Source organism: Amycolatopsis thailandensis (assembly GCF_002234405.1).
GTDB lineage: Bacteria > Actinomycetota > Actinomycetes > Mycobacteriales > Pseudonocardiaceae > Amycolatopsis > Amycolatopsis thailandensis.
Genome location: NZ_NMQT01000073.1, coordinates 182,686 through 199,375, shown reverse-complemented (window position 1 = coordinate 199,375; position 16,690 = coordinate 182,686). Strand labels below are relative to the sequence as shown.

Here is a 16,690-nt window from a genome sequence, read left to right as displayed (position 1 = left end):
CTTTCGGGACGTCTGATGTCCCGAAAGTGGCTTTCGCGACACCCGAACCCGGCAGAGCGGTCGACCGCATGCCTGCCTCCGCCACCGTCGCGGAGGCGACTTCCACGCCGAGCCAACCCGCCACTAAGTAGCCAAAATCGCCCGATGGGATTGTCGGACTTGAGGCCGCCGCACGCCCGGGGTCTAGTTTCCGCCATGTCCACGACCGATGTCTCCGCCCTCGCGCGGACCACACTGGCCTCACACCAGTCGCTGTACCTCGCCACCGCCGGCGAATCCGGCCCCTGGGTGAACGGCGTCTTCTTCGCCGAGTCCGATCTGTTCACCCTCGTCCTGGTGCTGGAGCGACGGGGCCGCACCCTCGCCGCGCTCCGGGACAACCCGGTGGCCTCGGTCATCGTCTCCACCGGCTCGCCCGCCGACCCGTTCCTCCAGGCGATGGTCCGCGCCGAGATCCTCGACGGCGAGCGGGCCGAGGCCGCCCGTGAGCTGCTCGTGGCGAAGGTGCCGTACGTGACGCCGTTCCTGGACACGCCGATCGAGACCGTCCAGCTCACCGTGGAGTCCTGGCGCGTGACCGACATCCCCAACGGGATGCTGCCCGGCAAGGAGCTGGCGGCCGTCTGATCCGCTTGTGGCGCGGGTCACGGAATGACGGGCGATCTTCAGCGCTACAGAGAGGTAAGACCCGTTCCGTACCTCTAGGGAGTGACATGTCCGCTACCGCCACGCCGGAAGAGACCACGCTGGCCGTCCCCGCGCTGGACGACTTCGACTTCCCGCTCACCGACGGTGCCGCTTGCCGCATCGACGACCCGGACTGCGAAGCCTGCCAGTGAGCATGCCGTGAGTGGCGGTTCGGGCCGGGACCCGAACCGCCGCTCACCGCGTCAGTCCGTACCGCGGCCGGTCTCGCGTTGCAGCCGTTCGATCTGTTCGGACGCCTCCGCCTTGGTCAGCTCCCCGGGCGGCTCCTCACCCGCTTCCTGCGCGAGCGTCCGCAGATACGACCGTTGCGGTCCGGTCATCGGCTCGTCACCGGTGGTCCATTCCTCAGGGTCCTTCTCGGGGTTGAGCCGGGGGCCGTCCACCACGACGTGGTCCTTTCTCTCGATTCACTCGCGCGGCTCCTGATACCCCTTCCCCGGCGTGCTCACACCACCGTCCGGTGTGAGCGGGGACTCGCCGGGTACCCGTCCGGCATGCGATCCGGACCTCACATCGGCCTGCTCTACCCGACCCGAGACTGCGGCGAGGACGATTTCCTGGCGCTGGCGGCGAAACTCGACCCCGGCCTCGTCGTGGACTTCGCGTACGTCCCGTGGGGCGAGAAGATCGGCCGGCTCGAAGACCTCGACCCGGCAGGGAAGCACGAGGCCGTCCGGGAACTCGGCGAACCGGACCGGCTCGCCGCCGCGCGGTTCGGCGAGCGACCGGACGTCGTCAGCTGGGCCTGCTCCAGTTGCAGTTTCACCCGCGGACTCGAAGGCGCGCGCGAACAAGCCCGCGTACTCGGCGAGCGGCTCGGCGTGCCCGCGAGCAGTACTTCCTTGGCCTTCCTCGGCGCGCTCGCCCACCTCGACGTCGGCCGGATCGCGCTCGCCTCCGTCTATCACCGCGACACGACAGCGAGTTTCGCCGGCTTCCTCGCCGAGGCGGGTGTCACCACCGTTCACTCGGTTTCGGCCGACGCGCCCTCCGATCGGGCCCTCGCCGCCTGGGACCGCGACCGCATCACCGAACTCGCGACCGCGGCCGACCACGCCGACGCCGAAGCGCTGCTGATCCCGGAAACCGCCCTGCACACGACACCGCTGCTCGAAGACCTCGAGACCGCTCTCGGCAAGCCCGTCCTGACGGCCACGGCCGTCACCCTCTGGGACGCCTCGCGTGCACTGGGCACACCACCGACCCAGCCTCACCTGGGCGAGTTGTTCGCTACGCGTTGAGCTTTCCGCGCAGGTCCTGAAGGATCTTCGTGAGCAGGCGGGACACGTGCATCTGGGAAATCCCCAGGCGCGCGGCTATCTGCGACTGGGTCAGGCCGTCGAAGAACCGCATCACGATGATCGCCCGGTCCCGTTCCGGCAGCCCCGCCAGCAGCGGGACCACGGTGTGGCGATCCTCGATGAGCTCGAACCGGGAATCCAGCTCCCCCACCACGTCGGACAGGGGAAGCGTGCCCTCGCCCTCGTTGACCGGCTTGTCCAGGGACGACGTCTGATAGCTGTTCGCGGCGAGCAGGCCTTCCCGGACGGTGTCGACGTCCACTTCCAGGTGAGCGGCGAGCTCGGACGGGGTCGGCGCGCGGCCGAGGGTCTGGGTCAGGTCCGTGGTTCCCCGTGAGAGCCGCGTGCGCAGCTCCTGCATCCCGCGCGGGACGTGCACCGCCCAGCCGGTGTCACGGAAGAAACGCCGCACCTCGCCCATCACCGTCGGCACCGCGTAAGCCAGGAAGTCGCCGCCCTGTCCGGGATCGAACCGGTCGACGGCCTTCATCAGCCCGATCCTGGCGACCTGGATCAGGTCTTCCCTCGGCTGACCGCGTCCGCTGAACCGCACGGCGATGTGTTCCGCGATCGGCAGAAGTTCGAGGATCAGGCGTTCACGCAGCCTCCGCTGCTCCGGATGGCCGTCGGGCAGACCCGCCATCTCTTCGAACAGGGGGCGGCAATGCGAGTAATCGTCGTTCCGCCGCCGCGTCCGGACAGCCGGGCGGTCTTCCAGCAGGGAGGGTGCGTTCATCGATCGCTCACCTGTCCCTTTCGGACCGTCATCGCTCTCCTCCTGTCGCCGCGCTCCGGATACCCGGCGGGCGGACGCGGCAAACATCGAACCCGCGTCGTGGGCTCGGGGAGCGTTATCCTCGCCCCATGGCCTGCCGTATCACCGAACTCATCCTCGACTGCGCCGATCCGGTCCGGATGGCCGCGTTCTGGTGCGAAGTGCTCGGATACGTCGAAATCGGCAAGGACGGCGAAGACGTCGAGATCGGCCCGCCGGGCACCGGGTTCGGCGGCCCGCAGCCCACCCTGATCCTGAGTCGCAGCGACGACCCGAAGCCCGCCAAACTCCCCCTGCACCTCGACGTGAACCCCACCGACCGTGATCAGGACGCGGAGCTGGAGCGGCTGCTCGCCGCCGGTGCGAGGCCTGCCGACGTCGGCCAGACCGGGGAAGAGTCCTGGCATGTCCTCGCCGACCCCGAGGGATAGCTTCACATGTGACACTGTTTAAATGGATTCAACACCACCCCGACTGAACGACCATAACTCCAGCTCAGCGCCTTGCAGGGCCGCCGCTGCCCCGTCCGGGGAGGGCCGCCGTGGGTAAGCTGGTTGGGATCTACCTCCGGATCAGCGACGACCGTGAAGGTCGCGAGCTGGGCGTCGAGCGCCAGGAACAGGACTGCCGGAAGCTCGCGGCGAGCGAGGGCGACACGGTGGTCGACATCTACAAGGACAACGACATCGGGGCGTCGACCCGATCGAAGAAGCCACGTCCTGACTACAAGCGGCTGCTGGCCGACGCCAAGCGTGGCCGCATTCAGAAGATCACCTCCTACACCTCGAACCGGCTGACTCGTCGCCCGCGCGAGCATGAAGGTCAGATCGAACTCGCCGAGACCTACGGGACTGAGTTCCGGTACGTCGCGTCGCCAAGCTTCGACCTGAACACCGCCGCTGGCCGCCGGATCGCTCGCATCCTGGCTGCCAACGACGCAGGCGAAGCCGAGGACATCAGCGAACGCGTGTGCCGGGAGAAGCTACAGGCCCTCGAACGCGGCGAGTGGATCGGCGGCGCGCGTCCCTTCGGTTACCAGGGGACGATCCGGGACGCCTACGGCAACGTGATCAACCGCGAAGAGGTCGGCATCAAGGTCATCGAGCACGAGGCGGCGATGATCAAGGATGCCGTGCAGCGGGTGATCTCCGGCGAGAGCCTGTACGCGATCTGCCAGCGGTGGACCGCGTCGGGCGTGCCGACACCGCGCGGATCGGCACGCTGGTACCCGGCCACGCTCAAGCGCATCCTGACCCGACCGCGCAATGCGGGGTTGATGGAGCACCGCGGCGTCGTGCTGGAGAACGTGAAGGCCATCTGGCCGTCGATCATCACCGACGACGAGTACCTGGCCGTCCGCTCGATCCTGCTCGACAACGAGCACCGGACAAGCTACCGGGGTAGCCGGTCGCTCAAGTGGCTGGGCACGAACCTCTACCGCTGCGACGTGTGCTCCGACCTCATGCGCTCGGCCGGGATCTCCTCGTCGGGTTCCGGCGGCGAGAAGCACGCGGCGTACCGCTGCAAGCATGGTCTCCACCTTGCCGTTCGGGCCGCTCCCATCGACTCCATCGTGAACACCTATGTCTGCGCGCGGCTCATCAAGCACGGAGCGAACCTGATCGAGGTGCCCGACGGAGACGCCGTGGACCTCCGAACTCAGGCGACCTCGCTCCGAACGCGCATCAGGGAGCTGGAGGACATGTTGGGCGACGGCGAGCTATCGCGTGCGGCCTTCCTGCGACAGCGGAACAAGATCATCCTCAAGCTGGACGAGGTCAACACCGACCTCGCTTCCCGGGCGTCCAGCTCGGTGCTCAGCGGAGTCGCGGACGCACCGAACCCGGCCGAAGTCTTCATGAACCCGGAGCTGACCCCCATCGAGCGCAGGCGGGCGATCGTGGACGCGCTGTGCACGGTGACGATCTTGAAGGGGAAGAAGGGACGCAAGCCCCGCCATCTGGAGGGCGACTACCGCGACCGCATCCACATCGAGAAGAAGGACGCAGCATGAGCTGGTCCGCCAGTACAGGTGGTGGCACCGAGCGCTCAGATACATCGTTCACCCCAAAGGTGACGATGGACTCGCCGCCGGAACTTGAATGATCAACTACAAGTCGAAGTGGCGAGGACGGCACCGATCAGGGGGCGTTCCGGTTTCAGGCGATGGGGAGAGGCACGAGCATGACCCTGGAGGAGAAGGTGAAGGCGTCCGCCGAGGAGCTGCGGACCTCGGGGCATCCCGAGGACGCGGAGCGCCTGGAGCGGGACATCGAGTACGTGAGCAAGGTGTGGGCGGACAGCCCCGCTGACGTCTTCCTCGCGGATGACCTCGGCGACCTGCTGGAGTGCCTGCAACGGATGCTGGCGATCCTCGGTCGTCACGTCACTGTCTGAGCAGCAGGGAGCCCCCGGCGCGATGCGTGCGCCGGGGGCTCCCTGTCCTGCATCCTGGCATGGGGCTAACCGGGAGCGTCGGGGGGCTGGCCGCTCCAGAAAGCCCGGTTAAGGCAACAGCCAGGAGAACTCCCCCTCCGGATCGTCCAGCCATACGACCTGTTCGCCGTCCGGCTTCACCGTGAGGTAGAAGCGGTCCCAGGTCGGACGGCCAGCCTCCTCCCACTGCCTGTAGCCGTCGGAGATCACGTCCCACAAGCTTGTCGGACCGGACTGGACCACCAGCCGCTCACCGTTGGCATCGGCCTTGATGTCGACGCGAGCCCACGAGCCGTCCCCGCTGGAGAAGGTGGCCTTCGACGGCTGGTGATCGCTGTCAAGCTGCATGCCATAGGTGGTGCCCTCCGGGAACTGGAGCGCCGCGAGGAACCAGACAACCGTGTTCTCCCACGCCATCGGCTCATAGTGGGTCGTCGAGTGTTCTTCGTTCCCGGAGGTGGCCGGCTGGCTCGGCCGCTGCTGCGCCCGGTCCGGGTGCCTCATCGCCATGAACGCCGCGTACCTGCCATCGAAGCGGCCGGACAGGGTGTCGCCGTTCTTGCGCAACAACACCAGATTCCCGGCTGAGACCGCGACCTTGATGTCCGCCAGGATGCGCCCGCCATCGTTCAGCTGAGCGACCCAGGCTGCCGGAATCCGCGGTACGGCCACGGTGGCGAGGATGCGGTCGTACGGAGCCCAGTCCGGCAACCCGTCAACGCCGTCGGCCTTCCGCAGCGTCGGGTGATAGCCGAGACTCGCGAGCCGTTCCTGCGCTGTGTCGATGTAGTCGATGTCGACGCTGAACAGGTTGTTCCCGTTGCCCAAGTACTCGGTGATCAAGGCGGCGTTGTAGCCGGTGCCGGTACCGATTTCGAGTACGCGGTGGAACCGCCCGATCTCCAGCAACTCCAGCATCCGCACCATCAGGCCCGGCATGCTCGACGACGAAACGGCATGACCCCGCTCGTCCACGTCGGTGATCAAGGACTTGTTCGAGTAGACGGCATCCAGACCCTCGCCAGCAGAGGTGCTGACCCGACGCCATCCTCCCTCCTGGTCCGGCTGAAAGTACTCGGGCACCAGGACATGCCTCGGAACGCTCGTGAGCGCCTTGCGCCAGCGCTCGTCAGTCAGTTTCCCGGCGGCGGCCAGCTCGTCGGCGAGCGCGACGGCGCGTGGCTCCCAGTCGGTCATGCGGTTCCTCCTGCTAGGAGATCGGCGAGCTGGTCGGTCAACGGAGCGTCAGTATGGTTTTCCAACCAGCCGTACTGGCCAGATGGGTTGATCTCCAGGAACGTCCACTCGTTCGTGGGACCGACCACGAAGTCGATCGCGCCGTACAGGAGGCCGAGGTGCTTCATCAACTGCCGCACGCCGACCTCGACGGATTCCGGTAGGTCGGTGAGCTGGTACCGCAGGCTCCGGTAGTCGGATCGGTAGTCCACGTACGCCTTCGCGCTGTGGGCGTGAATCTCGATGGCGTTGAGTTGGTCGCCAATCGCGACTACGCGGACCTCCTTCGCCTTCGACGCCCACCGCTGGAACTGGTGCATAGTCCGTTCCAGGCCGCGCATGTCCTCGAAGTCGGATGGATCGAGCAGCCTGGTGCGGGCGTACCGGCGGGTACCTTCTTCCACGAGCGAGACGCCGCCGAGCATCTTGGTAACGGTGCGTCCCCGGCGGCCGAATTCGCGGGCGGCGTCCGCCTCGTTCGTGAGGAGGGTGTCCGGCACGGTCAGCCCTGCCCGGTGGGCAGCGACGAGCTGGACCGGCTTGTACGCCGCGTCAGCTACCCGGGCGGGGTGGTTCACCCACAGGACCGGGAGCGTCGTCAGGATGCCGCCGAGGCCGTACTTGGCCTCGATGTTCGCGTGCATCCGCTCCGTGGGCGTCATCTCCGGGAAGTCGAATGCCTTCGGCTCGCGGTACCAGACGGCGGTGATGGTGTCGAGGTCGATCGTCCGGTGCGGTGTGCGCAAGGTGCCGCACCAGCGGCCCGAGGCCAGCTCAGCGGTGACGCTGAGCTGGCCCGGGAACCAGGACGTATCGACCCGATGGACGATCGCCTCGCGCTTCTCAAGCGCCGAGACCATGAGATCAGCGGACGGGTCGTGTTCCCCGGTCAGAATGAGGACGGACATCAGACCTGGTGCGGGTTGTCTGGCGTGAAGTCGTAGGTCCAGTCCTCGCTCGGCCCCTCGTCGCCGTCGTTGTTCGACACCGAGTTCGCTGTGGCGGCGAAGGGGCTCATCGGCCGCCCCTCGGCGTCGACCGACACCTGCCTGACGGGGTCGTAGGTTCCCCGGGGGGTCTCCACGCCGGCCACCCGTCCCTCCTCCATCCAGCGAAGGCCCCACGGACGCACGCCGGGTTCGGAACGGATGTCCGTGGCAGTGCGCTCGTGGAGCTGACCGAGGGGGAACTGGGCGCTGTGGGTCGCCAACGGGTCGTCGGCGAAACCGGGCTCCAGTACTGCGGTCATCGTGTACCTCCCTTATCCACGCCTGAACAGGTGCTCAGGCACTATCGCGACCGACGCGACTACTTCGCGCCGTCTCATTGGGGAAACCTCGTCTGCTTGCTCAAACGAGTTGAACCAGGGGCTGTCCGGGTCGCTCCGGAACGGCCGCCGAGGCGGTACCTGCTGCGGAATCCTCTTCGGCAGCGGAGGCAGCACCTCGTCAAACTCGGGTTCGACCTCTCGTGGCCACTTCGGAAAGCAGGTCGGGCAGTACGCCGTGCCGGGCCGCTTCGTCGGGAACGGCACGCAGGCCACGCCGCATTCGGAGAGTCCGAACGAACGCCCTTGGGCGGACAGGCGGCTCTCGTTGCCCTTCACCACCTTGTGCAAGAGATTGCTGCTCCAGAGACCGGGCCAAGCGGTCTCCGAAGCCATGAACTCGTCGTTCATGGTTCGGCCGTCTCGAATAAGGCATTGATCACGTCTTCGGGTGATCCTTGGCGGGACCACCGCGGACCGTGCTCGCCGGAGTCGTAGTCAGCGATCAGCCACCGAGCCGCCTTCGCCTCGTCATCGCTGACCACGCTGATGACCTCGACGATTCCTGCCGGACGATCCCACCGTTCGTACACCGCCATCGTCGAGAGCGGCATGGGAACTTGCTCGAACCCGTGGGCAACGGCTCGGCGCAGCGCCTCGCTATGGGGGTTTTCGTCGTTCTTCGAGGGCTGAACCATGTGAACCGTCCTGATGAGGTGGTGTGCGGCGGACCTGACGGAGGTCGGGGTCCACGTCAGGCCCGCCGCGTTCTCGGGGTAGGGGGCGGCGGGGCGGAGCCAGGCGTCCGGGCCGCGCCGCCTTGCTCGACGTCCCGCCGCCCGCCTGCGGAAGCCCGGTCCCTCTCTGGGGGTGAGGAAGCGGGCCAGGTCTTAGAAGCGCGTGCGCTGCGCGGCTCCGGCCGAGGTTCGCTGGCGGGCCTCGACGGCGTCGGCGTGCTCGCGGAGGTTCGTCGCGAGTTCGCGTGCACTGTCCGGGTCGAGCTGGGCAGCCTCGGCCGCCGGGGCGAGCAGTACGACGACGCCCTCACCGACGTAGGTGCTGACGTGCCTCGGACGCCGTGCCGCATCGCGACATTTGACCTCTCGCCTGGTCAGAGCGGGTGTAACTGCTGTCGTAGGTGCGGACATAACGGCCTCTCGCATGCGGTAGTGTGACTGATTCCAGCTAGATGGTTCCGATCTTGTAGATATGCAGTCTGATACCGCTCGGCTTGATTATCAAGCCTTGAGCACCCGTCCATTCGAGTGGCGTCGGGCGATACCCTCTGTGGCGAGAGGAGGTATCGACCGATCCGGAAACGCCACGAACTCAGCTCACGGAGAGGTCCTGTAGATGCCCGCTACCGTCCGCACTGCCAAGAAGCTGCTGCTCGGGCGCGAGATCGCGCACATGATCGAGACGGCAGGAGCTTCACAGGCGGAGGCCGCGAAGCTCATCGAAACCAGCCAGCCGCGCATGGCCAGCTTGATCAGCGGGGGCAGCAACATTGCGCCCGGCGACCTCGTGCTGCTCGCGACGAAGCTCGGATTCACCGACGAGGGCTATCAGGAGGCTCTACGCGAGCTGCGACGTGACAACCACAAGCGCGGCTTCTGGACGACCGGACACAACCGGGCGTACTCCGAAGACATCCGCCTCCGCGTCGATCTCGACAAGCACGCCGACCAGCTGCGTGGCGTAGAGGTCGAGGTTGCGCCGGGACTTCTCCAGTGCGAGTCGTACGTCCGCGCACTGCATGCCGACATGCCTGAAATCAACGGCGTCACGCTCGACGACCGGATCGCGGCACGACTCGCTCGCCAGGACATCCTTGCCAAGGACGAGCCGCCGCTCCTCCAGTTCGTCCTTTCGGAGTCGTGCGTGAGGCGGGTGTGGGGCGACGCTGGCGTGATGCTCGAACAGGTGGAGCACATGATCGAGTTGTCCAACCGCCCGAACGTCCACATCCAGGTGATGCCTTTCGACCAGCCCGCTGGCCGAAGGTCGCCGATCGCATCTCCGTTCACGCTGATTCGCGTGCCGTCCCCAGGAGCGGCCGGCCCACTCGAACTCGCCTACGTCGAGGGCGAAGCCGAGATCAGGTATCTCGACGACCGCAAGGCGCTGCGGGCGTACGAGACCGCGTGGGCGCGACTGAGCAATGCCGCCCTGAAGTTCGACGAGACCCGCGACTTCCTTCGAGGCGTCGCGGACGACTACCGCGCCGCCGCCTGAGCTTTCCAGAGACACCCCACCAGGAGAGATCGCTGATGAGCACCGCCACCCCGTCACCCTTCCGCGAAGACGACTTCCGCAAGGCGTCCGCCAGCCAGCCGGACAAGGACTGCGTGCGCGTGGCCCGCCGCGGAGCGCGGGTCGAGCTGCGCAACGACACGGTGCCGTTCGGTTCCGCCGACGATCTCCGGCTCGTGTTCGACGCGGCCGATTGGGACGCCTTCCTGGAGACCTACCGCGCGACAGGTTCGGCCGCCGGTACCTGCCTGGAGGTCGTTCGCCGCCATGACGGTCTGCACGTGTTCCGTGCGGCCGTCGCGAGCGACGTCGAGCTGGTCTTCACTGAGTCTGAGGCCGACAAGTTCTGGCTCGGCGTAAGGCATTACGAGTTCGACGCGGCAGCATTCGCCGCGTAGCGCCTGACGCAACAAAGGCCCCGTCGCTCGGTGAGCGACGGGGCCTTTGTCGTCTGTTGCGTTCGGTACCGGTGGAAACTTTCCGTCGCGAACCGGTTGCTTACTCTCCGCACGGTGTGTTAAATCGGTTTCAACAGGGTGATCACGCGCACACGAGAGGGATGGTCTGCATGACCGAGGCGTCCGGGATTCCCCCGGAGGTTCGCGAGTACCTGGAGTCCGCGCCGGAAGCGTTTCTTCGCTGCCGACTGTTCCACCACAACTGGGACCTGACTCACCAGCTCGGGACGTACTTCATTCAGAACGAGGGCCACCCGGACGAGGTTTGGCGGCAGGAGCTGGAATGCGCCCGCTGCCATCTGCCCGGCGTGGACCTCTGCGAGCCGTACACGATGAGCCGCATCGGCGCACGTCGCATCCTGTACCCCGAGGTCGAGGGCTACTTGTCGCCGGTACCGGTTGCACGCGAGCACATCCGGCTGTTCCTTGCCGAGCGGCACATGGGCAAGCGGAAGCTCCGCAAACGCCCGGGAGTTCGGCACAACCGCAGCACAGCACACGCTGTTGCCGCCTGAGCAGAGGAGGATGCTGCGTGGCGAAGAAAGTCCTCCTGGTCGACGACTTCGATCACGAGACGCCAGCCAGCGAGACCGTCCTGTTCGCGATCGACGGTGACGCCTTCGCGGCGGACCTCAGCGACGAGCACGCCGAGGAGTTGCGGGAGGCGATTGCACCGTTTCGTGATGTAGCAACGAAAATCGGCAAGTTCAAGCCGGAGCGCCGCGTGCCGACCGCAAGGAAGAACGGCTCAGCACCCTCGGCGAAATCTGTGCCCGCGCCCGCCGACGCGGTACCGATGTCCAACGGGAAGCCTTGGTACAAGTCCGATCGCAGCGGAACTCGCGAGGTCGAGCGTGCCAAGAAGCAGTACCGCGACCTGGCGAAGCAGTGGGGCCGCGAGAACGGCTTCGACATCGGTAGCCGCGGGATCGTGGCCGAAGAGGTCTACACGGAGTACGAGGCATACCGCCGCGAGAAGGGGTTGCCGGTCGGCCCGGCCGCCGTGGGGTTGGCGTGACCGTCTTCGGCTACCTGCGTGTGAACCCCCAGGCGATCGCGGGTACTGCCGACATGCTGAGCTGGTGGATGCGCTTCCTCGGCTGCTCGGAGGTCGTGGCGGACATCTGGCAGGGACCGCACCGGCCGCCGGGTCTGGACCGCTTGTTGGATCGTGTCCGACCTGGTGATGAGGTCCGCGTCGCGAAGCCGGAAGCGTTCGGCCCGTCTCCATCCCACGTCCGTGAGGCAGCCAAGCTGTTCCAGCGACGCGGTGTCCTGGTCGTCGTGATGAAGGAAGCCATGCCGAACTTCGAGACGTGCCCGGAGCCGACCGAGGTCTACGCGAGTCAGAAGGCTTGCTGAACAAGAAAAAAGCCCCCGCCTGTCCACTCGGGACAGACGGGGGCTCTTGTTCCCCTGCGGGTGATCGCCGCACTGGAACTGTAGCAACGGCGGTCAGGTCAGCGGCGGCTCAGGCGGTCCGGAGGTCGTCGGGAACAGTGGTGCGCCAGCGTTGTCGCGCGGATCTGATACCGGAGTGACCCGAGGTTCCGCTCGTCCGAGAACGTGGAGCTGTGCCACGAAGGACGTCACCAGTGTGATCAGCGTGGCCAGCGCAGCAACGATGTTGTCGAGCAACGTCGCCTGTTCAGCGTTCAGCAGTCCGAACGAGACCGCTGCGGCGATCAGGGTACCGAGCACCGTCTTCCATGCCCCGCCACGGATTGCGTCGAGGATCGGTCGCGGTCGAGTCCTGTAGTCGTCCACGGGCATCACCGGAACCCGAGCTTCGTCCAGGTCTGCGGCCCCACGATGCCGTCGCTCGCGATCCCGGAGCGGCGCTGGAACTCCTTCACCACGGCCGTGGTCTTCGGGCCGAAGGCCCCGTCCACGACGAGCTTCGAGTAGGCCGGGTACGCGCGGTTGAGGAACGCCTGGAGGTCCTTCACGGCCTGTCCGGTCGAACCCTGGCGCAGGGTCGAGCGGCCGGTCGACGGCGGTGGGGTGCTACCGCCTCCACCGACGATCCCCCAGGTACCTCGGTCGTCGTAGCGGCTGCGGGAGAACGAGACGTGTACGTGGCTGGTGTGGGGATTGCTGCCGGTGTACGCGTGCCAGCCGGAGAAGTCGGCGTTGGTGATCCGGCGGTTCAGGATGACGTACCCGCCGTCGGTCAGCCGACGGTCGCCGTTCCGGCCGCGCTGGCGCAGGTGCTCGGCCAGCCATGCCGCGTCGATGCCGTCCACGTCGATGTCGATCGCACGGACCACGCCGACTCCGGCCGCGTCCTTGACCCACGGGTTGTGATCACTGGACCGGCTCGCGTGGGCCGCGTCGCCGATCGTGCCGTCGCTCGTCTTGTCCCGCTTCGGCCAGCGGGTGTTCACTTCCGTACGCAGATCTGCGAGTGCGCTGGCGAGACGCCACGCCAATCAGGCGTCACCGTCCTTGTCTGCTGCTCGGCCGGAGTCCTCCGGCGCGTTGGCTTCCTGGCCGACGAACTCGGTGATGTCCTCGTGGGACTCCTCGCCAGCGGTGGCGGCCGGCGGTTCGTCGGTGGGCGAACCCGGTTCGATCATCGATTCCTCCTTCACTTGCACAGGTCTCGTGGCGGCGGCGGGTACGGATGCTGCTGGCGCTCGGCGTCGGCACGTTCGCGTGAGTCGAGGTAGTCGCCGATGGCGGCGCGGACCTTGTCGGGCGGGACCGGAGGGCTGGCGAGGTATCCGCTGATCGCCTTCATCAGCTCGTCGAGCGCCGTTTGCGCGTCGGCCGTCGCCGAGGCGCGAGCATCGAGTGCGTCAGCGAACCCGTTGCTGTAGGCGGCCTGGCACTCGGTGATCCGGCGTGTCGTCGAGTTCGTGACGATGCCCTGCGCCACGGTGATGATGCCGAGCAGCACGACGACGACGCCGAGCACGAACTGTCCTGTCGGGACGCGCCAACGAGGCCGCGGTGATGTCTGGTCGTCGGGCACGGGCTCCTCCGAGGTGATGGCGGTCGCGACCCGATGAACGTCCCGGGCGGCGCGGCCGACGAGGAACCCGCCGAGGAACCCGAGCACTGCCCAACCGGCCGACTCGAAGACGTAGTTCCACAGCTCACTCATCGGGGCTGTCCTGCTCGTCGGGGGTTTCTTCCTTCTCGTCTCCGGCGATCATGTCGGCGAGCCTGCGGCGAGCTTCCTTGAACTTCGCCGTGTTCCGGTGTCCCAGGGCGTACACCGCGCCCACGACGATCGCGAAGATGGCGTTGATGGTCGGGTCATGCCGGTCGGGGTAGATGAAGCCGACGACGACGTTTCCGGTCCAGGCAACCGAGATCAGGATGGTCAGCGCCGTCACCAGCGGGCGTGGCAGCACCTCAACACCCCTTCTCGTTCACTGGGCGCTCACGTACTGCACGGAGATCTCGGTGGGCACGCCGAACAGCGACCCCTTCACTGTGGCGGCGGCGTTGCACCAGTTCGACCAGTAGAGCTTGTCGCCGGAGTTCAGGTAGATCCGTGACCGCAGCGCGTCGAGCACCGCACCGTCCGATCCCGCCTGGACGATCGGCGCGGCGTCCGTGGCGATGGAGTTGCCGACGTTCGAGCCGCTGGTGGAGACCTTCGCGGCGGCAACCGCGTTCGCTCCGGTCACCGCGCTGTGGAAGTGGACGCGGTAGTAACCGGCCCGCGCGATCTGGATATAGGCAGGCACCCCGGCCGCGCCGGTGACGAACTGGGCGAGCGGGTCGTGCGTCGCGCTCCAGCCGAGCTGTGCGAAGGTGTCGGCCCCGGCCGCGAGGTTCGCATCTCCGGTCAGCCGCACCACGCAGGCCGGGAGATTCGGCTTCGCGCGCGCCAGCTCGTCGAGGCGGTTGGCCAGCGCGCGGATCTGGTCCGCGAGCGTGCCCGAGCCCGGGGGCTGCGGCATCAGAGCGCCGCCGGAGTGGGTTGCAGCTCAAGGGACACCGATGCTTCGTCCTTGCTGTTGAACGCCAGGATGCGTCGCCGGTACTGGCCGTCGGGAATCCACGGGTGACCGCTGACCCCGAAGGTCGGAGCGTCGCCGAGCCCCCAGTTGCCGAGGGCGGGCGAGACCTCGAAGCCGCTGCCGGTCGCGCCGTCGATACGGATCGAGCACTTCCACGTCTCGGTGGGAGCGTTGAACTGCGCGAGGTCCGCGTCCGCGTAGCCCTTGAGCGTGCTGGCCTCGGTGACCGACGTGTGGTCGCCGTCCACGTAGTCGGTCGGCGGGAAGCCGAGGCCGACGAGGGACCCGTTCTCCGCGTAGCCGGTGAGCAGGCCCCGCTCGGTGCCCGAGCCCTTGACCCAGACGCGGGTGCACGGTGACGCGCTGCCGTTCACGTCCACGTCGATCGCCGACAGCGCGCCGCCGTAATCCCAGACGGCCGCGGACTGCTGGTCGCCGAGCAGCGGTGTGCCGATGAGCATCTGCCAGCGCAGCTTGTTCTCCCCCGGAACGAGGTACGGCCAGAAGTCGATCTCGGGACCGCCGATCACCTTCGACAGGTCGTCGAGCCGATCCCAGACCATCGCCAGGTCGTAGCCGTAGTAGGTCCGGGTGTTCGTGCCGGTTTCCGGGGCGGGAAGGTCGATCGGGAGCCCGTATCCGGTCTGCGCCAGGTTGGACGCCACGATCTCGCGGGCGATGCCCCGGAGGCTCCGGTTGGAGATCGTGAGGTCCTCGGACGGGTTGACGATCGACGTGTACGGGACCGAGTTCCGTAAGACCCGCCGGTCGAACAGGCCGGCTATCCCGGTGCCGGAGACCGAGAGCGTCCGTGAGTTCTCGTCGAACGAGTGCGTGAACGTCGGCCCGGCCTGGGCGACGATCGAGCCGCACATGACGATCCAGGTGAACCGGCCCGCGTCGGTGAGGGAGTGGAAGTCCAGGCTCGCGTTCGCGGCGTCGTCGGGGATGACGTTGACGGTCCACTGCCCCCGGTCGGTGAGCTTGCGGGAGAACGACGGGAGATCCCGGGGCGTGACGTCGGCGAGCAGCAGGCCGGTCGTCGTCTCCGCGACCATGACCCGCCACTCGGTGCTCATCAGACCGGCGGCGGCTGCACGGTCGACGGCATGACCAGCACTGAGAGCACGTTGGCTCCCGCGTCGTTCCCTCGGTACCCGAAGCCGGAGTACTGCGACGCGCTGTCCCGCATGCCGCAGCTCAGGACGATGCTCTGCGCACCGGTCATCGGCCCGTAGTGCATCGGGGCCACGTTGGGTACTTGCAGTTTGTCCACATTGGCCCCGTAGGTGTCGAATCGGGTCCAGTTGATGTCGGTGCCGGTGAGCGAGCCGACGTTCATCCGGAGATCCGCCGCCGACTGGGCGGACAATGTGATCGCGGCGCGACCGGTCGGGTACACGAAGTAGGGCACGCCCGGATCGGCGATGTTCACCCGGCAGATCTCCCGGGCGACGCCGAAACCGGAGACGAAGCTGAACTCGCCGGGAGGCGCGGCGGCGTAGTACCTGATGCAGTTGAAAACGCCGCGCCAGCCGCTGTTCGACGCGTCGGAGCCCGCGCCGTACCACGCCTGGTGCTGGAAACCCGGGGCCTGCACCCACCTTTGCTCGCCCGGGTACGCGCCGATCTCCTTGAACGCCGTGGAGGTGGGCTTCGCGTCCTCGCCGTAGAGCGCGCGGAGACCGCCGCGCGCGACGAGTCCGGGACCGCGCATGTCCTTGATGTCGGCCGTGGCAAGCGCGGTCACGCCCTTGGAGACGGTGACGGCGGCCAGCGGTGTCCACCCGGACGTCGGTGTCGGTGTCGGCACCGACGGCGTGCCCGTGGCCGGGTCGCCCTGCCACACCTCGACGACGAACTTCCGGACGCCCGAGGCCGACGCGATGGCCGGGTTGAGGTCGTCGTAGACCCTGGCGATCACCAAGTCGATCCGGTTCGTCGTCGAGCTGGCCGCCGCGAGGTTCAGAGTCTTCACCGAGTCCAAGGCGCACATGTACGCGCCCATCGACGGGGTGTTGATCACCGCGTTGCCCATCTCGACCGTGACCGCGAGGCCCGAGCTGGCGGGCTTGACCCGCATCGCCATGTGCGAGCTGCCGCCGACACCGCCGGTGTCACCGCTGGCCATGACCCCACTGCGGTAGTCGATGAAGCTCAGGTTCGGGCGCGGCATCAGCACGGAATCGAGCGCCAGGCGCGCATCAGTGAGCCCGATACGGGACTGGACGGCCCAGGGGTCGACGGCCGAGGCTGCCGAGGCTCCGAGGGAGACCACC

Annotated in this window: 27 protein-coding genes; 11 read left to right on the top strand and 16 right to left on the bottom strand. The window is 67.3% G+C overall.

Translation table 11 applies throughout. The features are described from left to right. Positions 1-195: 195 nt before the first annotated feature. Both CFP71_RS21570 and CFP71_RS45385 read left to right on the top strand, forming a co-directional pair. The gene (locus tag CFP71_RS21570) at positions 196-627 is read left to right on the top strand and encodes a pyridoxamine 5'-phosphate oxidase family protein (protein ID WP_093935671.1); all 432 of its coding nucleotides are present in this window, start codon (positions 196-198) and stop codon (positions 625-627) included. Between the two features lie 86 nt (positions 628-713). Further along, positions 714-839: a hypothetical protein gene (locus tag CFP71_RS45385; protein WP_005159680.1), complete on the top strand. Its 126-nt coding sequence runs from the start codon at positions 714-716 to the stop codon at positions 837-839. A 51-nt stretch (positions 840-890) separates the two neighbouring features. Here CFP71_RS45385 and CFP71_RS21565 read toward each other — a convergent pair whose 3' ends face one another. After that, a complete protein-coding gene (locus tag CFP71_RS21565; protein ID WP_093935689.1) occupies positions 891-1,091 on the bottom strand; it encodes a DUF3072 domain-containing protein in 201 nt (66 codons plus the stop codon). 111 nt (positions 1,092-1,202) lie between these two features. On the opposite strand from CFP71_RS21565, the gene CFP71_RS21560 reads away from it, so the two are divergent. Then, entirely contained in the window at positions 1,203-1,949 is a 747-nt protein-coding gene (locus CFP71_RS21560; protein ID WP_093935670.1) for a maleate cis-trans isomerase family protein, read from the top strand. Here CFP71_RS21560 and CFP71_RS21555 read toward each other — a convergent pair. Further along, positions 1,939-2,745, bottom strand: coding sequence for a SigB/SigF/SigG family RNA polymerase sigma factor (locus CFP71_RS21555; RefSeq protein WP_093935669.1), 807 nt, complete (start codon positions 2,743-2,745; stop codon positions 1,939-1,941). The genes CFP71_RS21560 and CFP71_RS21555 overlap by 11 nt on opposite strands. A gap of 128 nt (positions 2,746-2,873) precedes the next feature. On the opposite strand from CFP71_RS21555, the gene CFP71_RS21550 reads away from it, so the two are divergent. The 3 genes from CFP71_RS21550 to CFP71_RS21540 all read left to right on the top strand — a co-directional run bounded on the left by CFP71_RS21550 (position 2,874) and on the right by CFP71_RS21540 (position 5,181). Further along, a complete protein-coding gene (locus CFP71_RS21550) occupies positions 2,874-3,215 on the top strand; it encodes a VOC family protein (protein ID WP_093935668.1) in 342 nt (113 codons plus the stop codon). A gap of 110 nt (positions 3,216-3,325) precedes the next feature. Beyond that, positions 3,326-4,798: a recombinase family protein gene (locus CFP71_RS21545; protein WP_093935667.1), complete on the top strand. Its 1,473-nt coding sequence runs from the start codon at positions 3,326-3,328 to the stop codon at positions 4,796-4,798. Between the two features lie 170 nt (positions 4,799-4,968). Then, positions 4,969-5,181, top strand: coding sequence for a hypothetical protein (locus CFP71_RS21540; RefSeq protein WP_113690581.1), 213 nt, complete (start codon positions 4,969-4,971; stop codon positions 5,179-5,181). Between the two features lie 108 nt (positions 5,182-5,289). On the opposite strand, the gene CFP71_RS21535 is transcribed toward CFP71_RS21540, so the two are convergent. From CFP71_RS21535 to CFP71_RS43685, 6 genes are all read right to left on the bottom strand, one after another. Further along, positions 5,290-6,417, bottom strand: a complete 1,128-nt coding sequence (locus CFP71_RS21535) for a methyltransferase domain-containing protein (protein ID WP_093935665.1) — start codon at positions 6,415-6,417, stop codon at positions 5,290-5,292. Beyond that, a complete protein-coding gene (gene tgmB / locus CFP71_RS21530) occupies positions 6,414-7,364 on the bottom strand; it encodes an ATP-grasp ribosomal peptide maturase (protein WP_093935664.1) in 951 nt (316 codons plus the stop codon). The genes CFP71_RS21535 and tgmB overlap by 4 nt, the downstream gene beginning before the upstream one ends. Continuing rightward, positions 7,364-7,705, bottom strand: a complete 342-nt coding sequence (tgmA, locus tag CFP71_RS21525) for a putative ATP-grasp-modified RiPP (RefSeq protein WP_093935663.1) — start codon at positions 7,703-7,705, stop codon at positions 7,364-7,366. Before tgmA ends, tgmB begins: the two co-directional genes overlap by 1 nt. A 12-nt stretch (positions 7,706-7,717) precedes the next feature. Further along, entirely contained in the window at positions 7,718-8,134 is a 417-nt protein-coding gene (locus CFP71_RS21520) for a hypothetical protein (protein ID WP_093935662.1), read from the bottom strand. Next, entirely contained in the window at positions 8,131-8,421 is a 291-nt protein-coding gene (locus tag CFP71_RS21515; RefSeq protein ID WP_113690579.1) for a hypothetical protein, read from the bottom strand. The genes CFP71_RS21520 and CFP71_RS21515 overlap by 4 nt, the downstream gene beginning before the upstream one ends. A gap of 192 nt (positions 8,422-8,613) precedes the next feature. Beyond that, a complete protein-coding gene (locus CFP71_RS43685; RefSeq protein ID WP_143267149.1) occupies positions 8,614-8,886 on the bottom strand; it encodes a hypothetical protein in 273 nt (90 codons plus the stop codon). A 190-nt stretch (positions 8,887-9,076) separates the two neighbouring features. Here CFP71_RS43685 and CFP71_RS21510 point away from each other — a divergent pair, with 190 nt between their 5' ends. The 5 genes from CFP71_RS21510 to CFP71_RS21495 all read left to right on the top strand — a co-directional run bounded on the left by CFP71_RS21510 (position 9,077) and on the right by CFP71_RS21495 (position 11,796). Beyond that, positions 9,077-9,958, top strand: a complete 882-nt coding sequence (locus CFP71_RS21510; RefSeq protein WP_093935660.1) for a Scr1 family TA system antitoxin-like transcriptional regulator — start codon at positions 9,077-9,079, stop codon at positions 9,956-9,958. 35 nt (positions 9,959-9,993) lie between these two features. Continuing rightward, positions 9,994-10,374, top strand: coding sequence for a DUF397 domain-containing protein (locus CFP71_RS21505; RefSeq protein ID WP_093935659.1), 381 nt, complete (start codon positions 9,994-9,996; stop codon positions 10,372-10,374). Positions 10,375-10,544: 170 nt separating this feature from the next. Next, on the top strand, positions 10,545-10,949 hold the full coding sequence (locus CFP71_RS44260) for a hypothetical protein (protein WP_162788262.1): 405 nt from the start codon (positions 10,545-10,547) through the stop codon (positions 10,947-10,949). A 17-nt stretch (positions 10,950-10,966) separates the two neighbouring features. Beyond that, positions 10,967-11,452 carry an Lsr2 dimerization domain-containing protein gene (locus CFP71_RS21500; RefSeq protein WP_162788261.1) on the top strand — a complete coding sequence of 162 codons (486 nt, stop codon included), beginning with the start codon at positions 10,967-10,969 and terminating at the stop codon, positions 11,450-11,452. Then, a complete protein-coding gene (locus tag CFP71_RS21495; RefSeq protein ID WP_093935657.1) occupies positions 11,449-11,796 on the top strand; it encodes a recombinase family protein in 348 nt (115 codons plus the stop codon). The genes CFP71_RS21500 and CFP71_RS21495 overlap by 4 nt, the downstream gene beginning before the upstream one ends. Positions 11,797-11,889: 93 nt before the next feature. Here CFP71_RS21495 and CFP71_RS21490 read toward each other — a convergent pair whose 3' ends face one another. Genes CFP71_RS21490 through CFP71_RS21460 form a run of 8 tightly spaced genes read right to left on the bottom strand, consistent with a single transcriptional unit; the run spans position 11,890 to position 16,689 of the window. Next, positions 11,890-12,201, bottom strand: coding sequence for a hypothetical protein (locus tag CFP71_RS21490; RefSeq protein ID WP_143267148.1), 312 nt, complete (start codon positions 12,199-12,201; stop codon positions 11,890-11,892). Positions 12,202-12,206: 5 nt separating this feature from the next. Beyond that, positions 12,207-12,821, bottom strand: a complete 615-nt coding sequence (locus tag CFP71_RS21485; protein ID WP_205215199.1) for a peptidoglycan-binding domain-containing protein — start codon at positions 12,819-12,821, stop codon at positions 12,207-12,209. A gap of 45 nt (positions 12,822-12,866) precedes the next feature. Continuing rightward, positions 12,867-13,013, bottom strand: coding sequence for a hypothetical protein (locus CFP71_RS44255; protein ID WP_162788260.1), 147 nt, complete (start codon positions 13,011-13,013; stop codon positions 12,867-12,869). Between the two features lie 11 nt (positions 13,014-13,024). After that, positions 13,025-13,543, bottom strand: a complete 519-nt coding sequence (locus tag CFP71_RS21480; RefSeq protein ID WP_093935654.1) for a hypothetical protein — start codon at positions 13,541-13,543, stop codon at positions 13,025-13,027. Continuing rightward, positions 13,536-13,778, bottom strand: coding sequence for a hypothetical protein (locus CFP71_RS21475; protein WP_143267147.1), 243 nt, complete (start codon positions 13,776-13,778; stop codon positions 13,536-13,538). The genes CFP71_RS21480 and CFP71_RS21475 overlap by 8 nt, the downstream gene beginning before the upstream one ends. 36 nt (positions 13,779-13,814) lie before the next feature. Beyond that, positions 13,815-14,351 carry a hypothetical protein gene (locus CFP71_RS21470; protein ID WP_093935652.1) on the bottom strand — a complete coding sequence of 179 codons (537 nt, stop codon included), beginning with the start codon at positions 14,349-14,351 and terminating at the stop codon, positions 13,815-13,817. Then, positions 14,351-15,490: a hypothetical protein gene (locus CFP71_RS21465; protein ID WP_093935651.1), complete on the bottom strand. Its 1,140-nt coding sequence runs from the start codon at positions 15,488-15,490 to the stop codon at positions 14,351-14,353. The genes CFP71_RS21470 and CFP71_RS21465 overlap by 1 nt, the downstream gene beginning before the upstream one ends. Next, on the bottom strand, positions 15,490-16,689 hold the full coding sequence (locus CFP71_RS21460) for a hypothetical protein (protein WP_093935650.1): 1,200 nt from the start codon (positions 16,687-16,689) through the stop codon (positions 15,490-15,492). The genes CFP71_RS21465 and CFP71_RS21460 overlap by 1 nt, the downstream gene beginning before the upstream one ends. Between the last annotated feature and the right edge of the window lies 1 nt (position 16,690).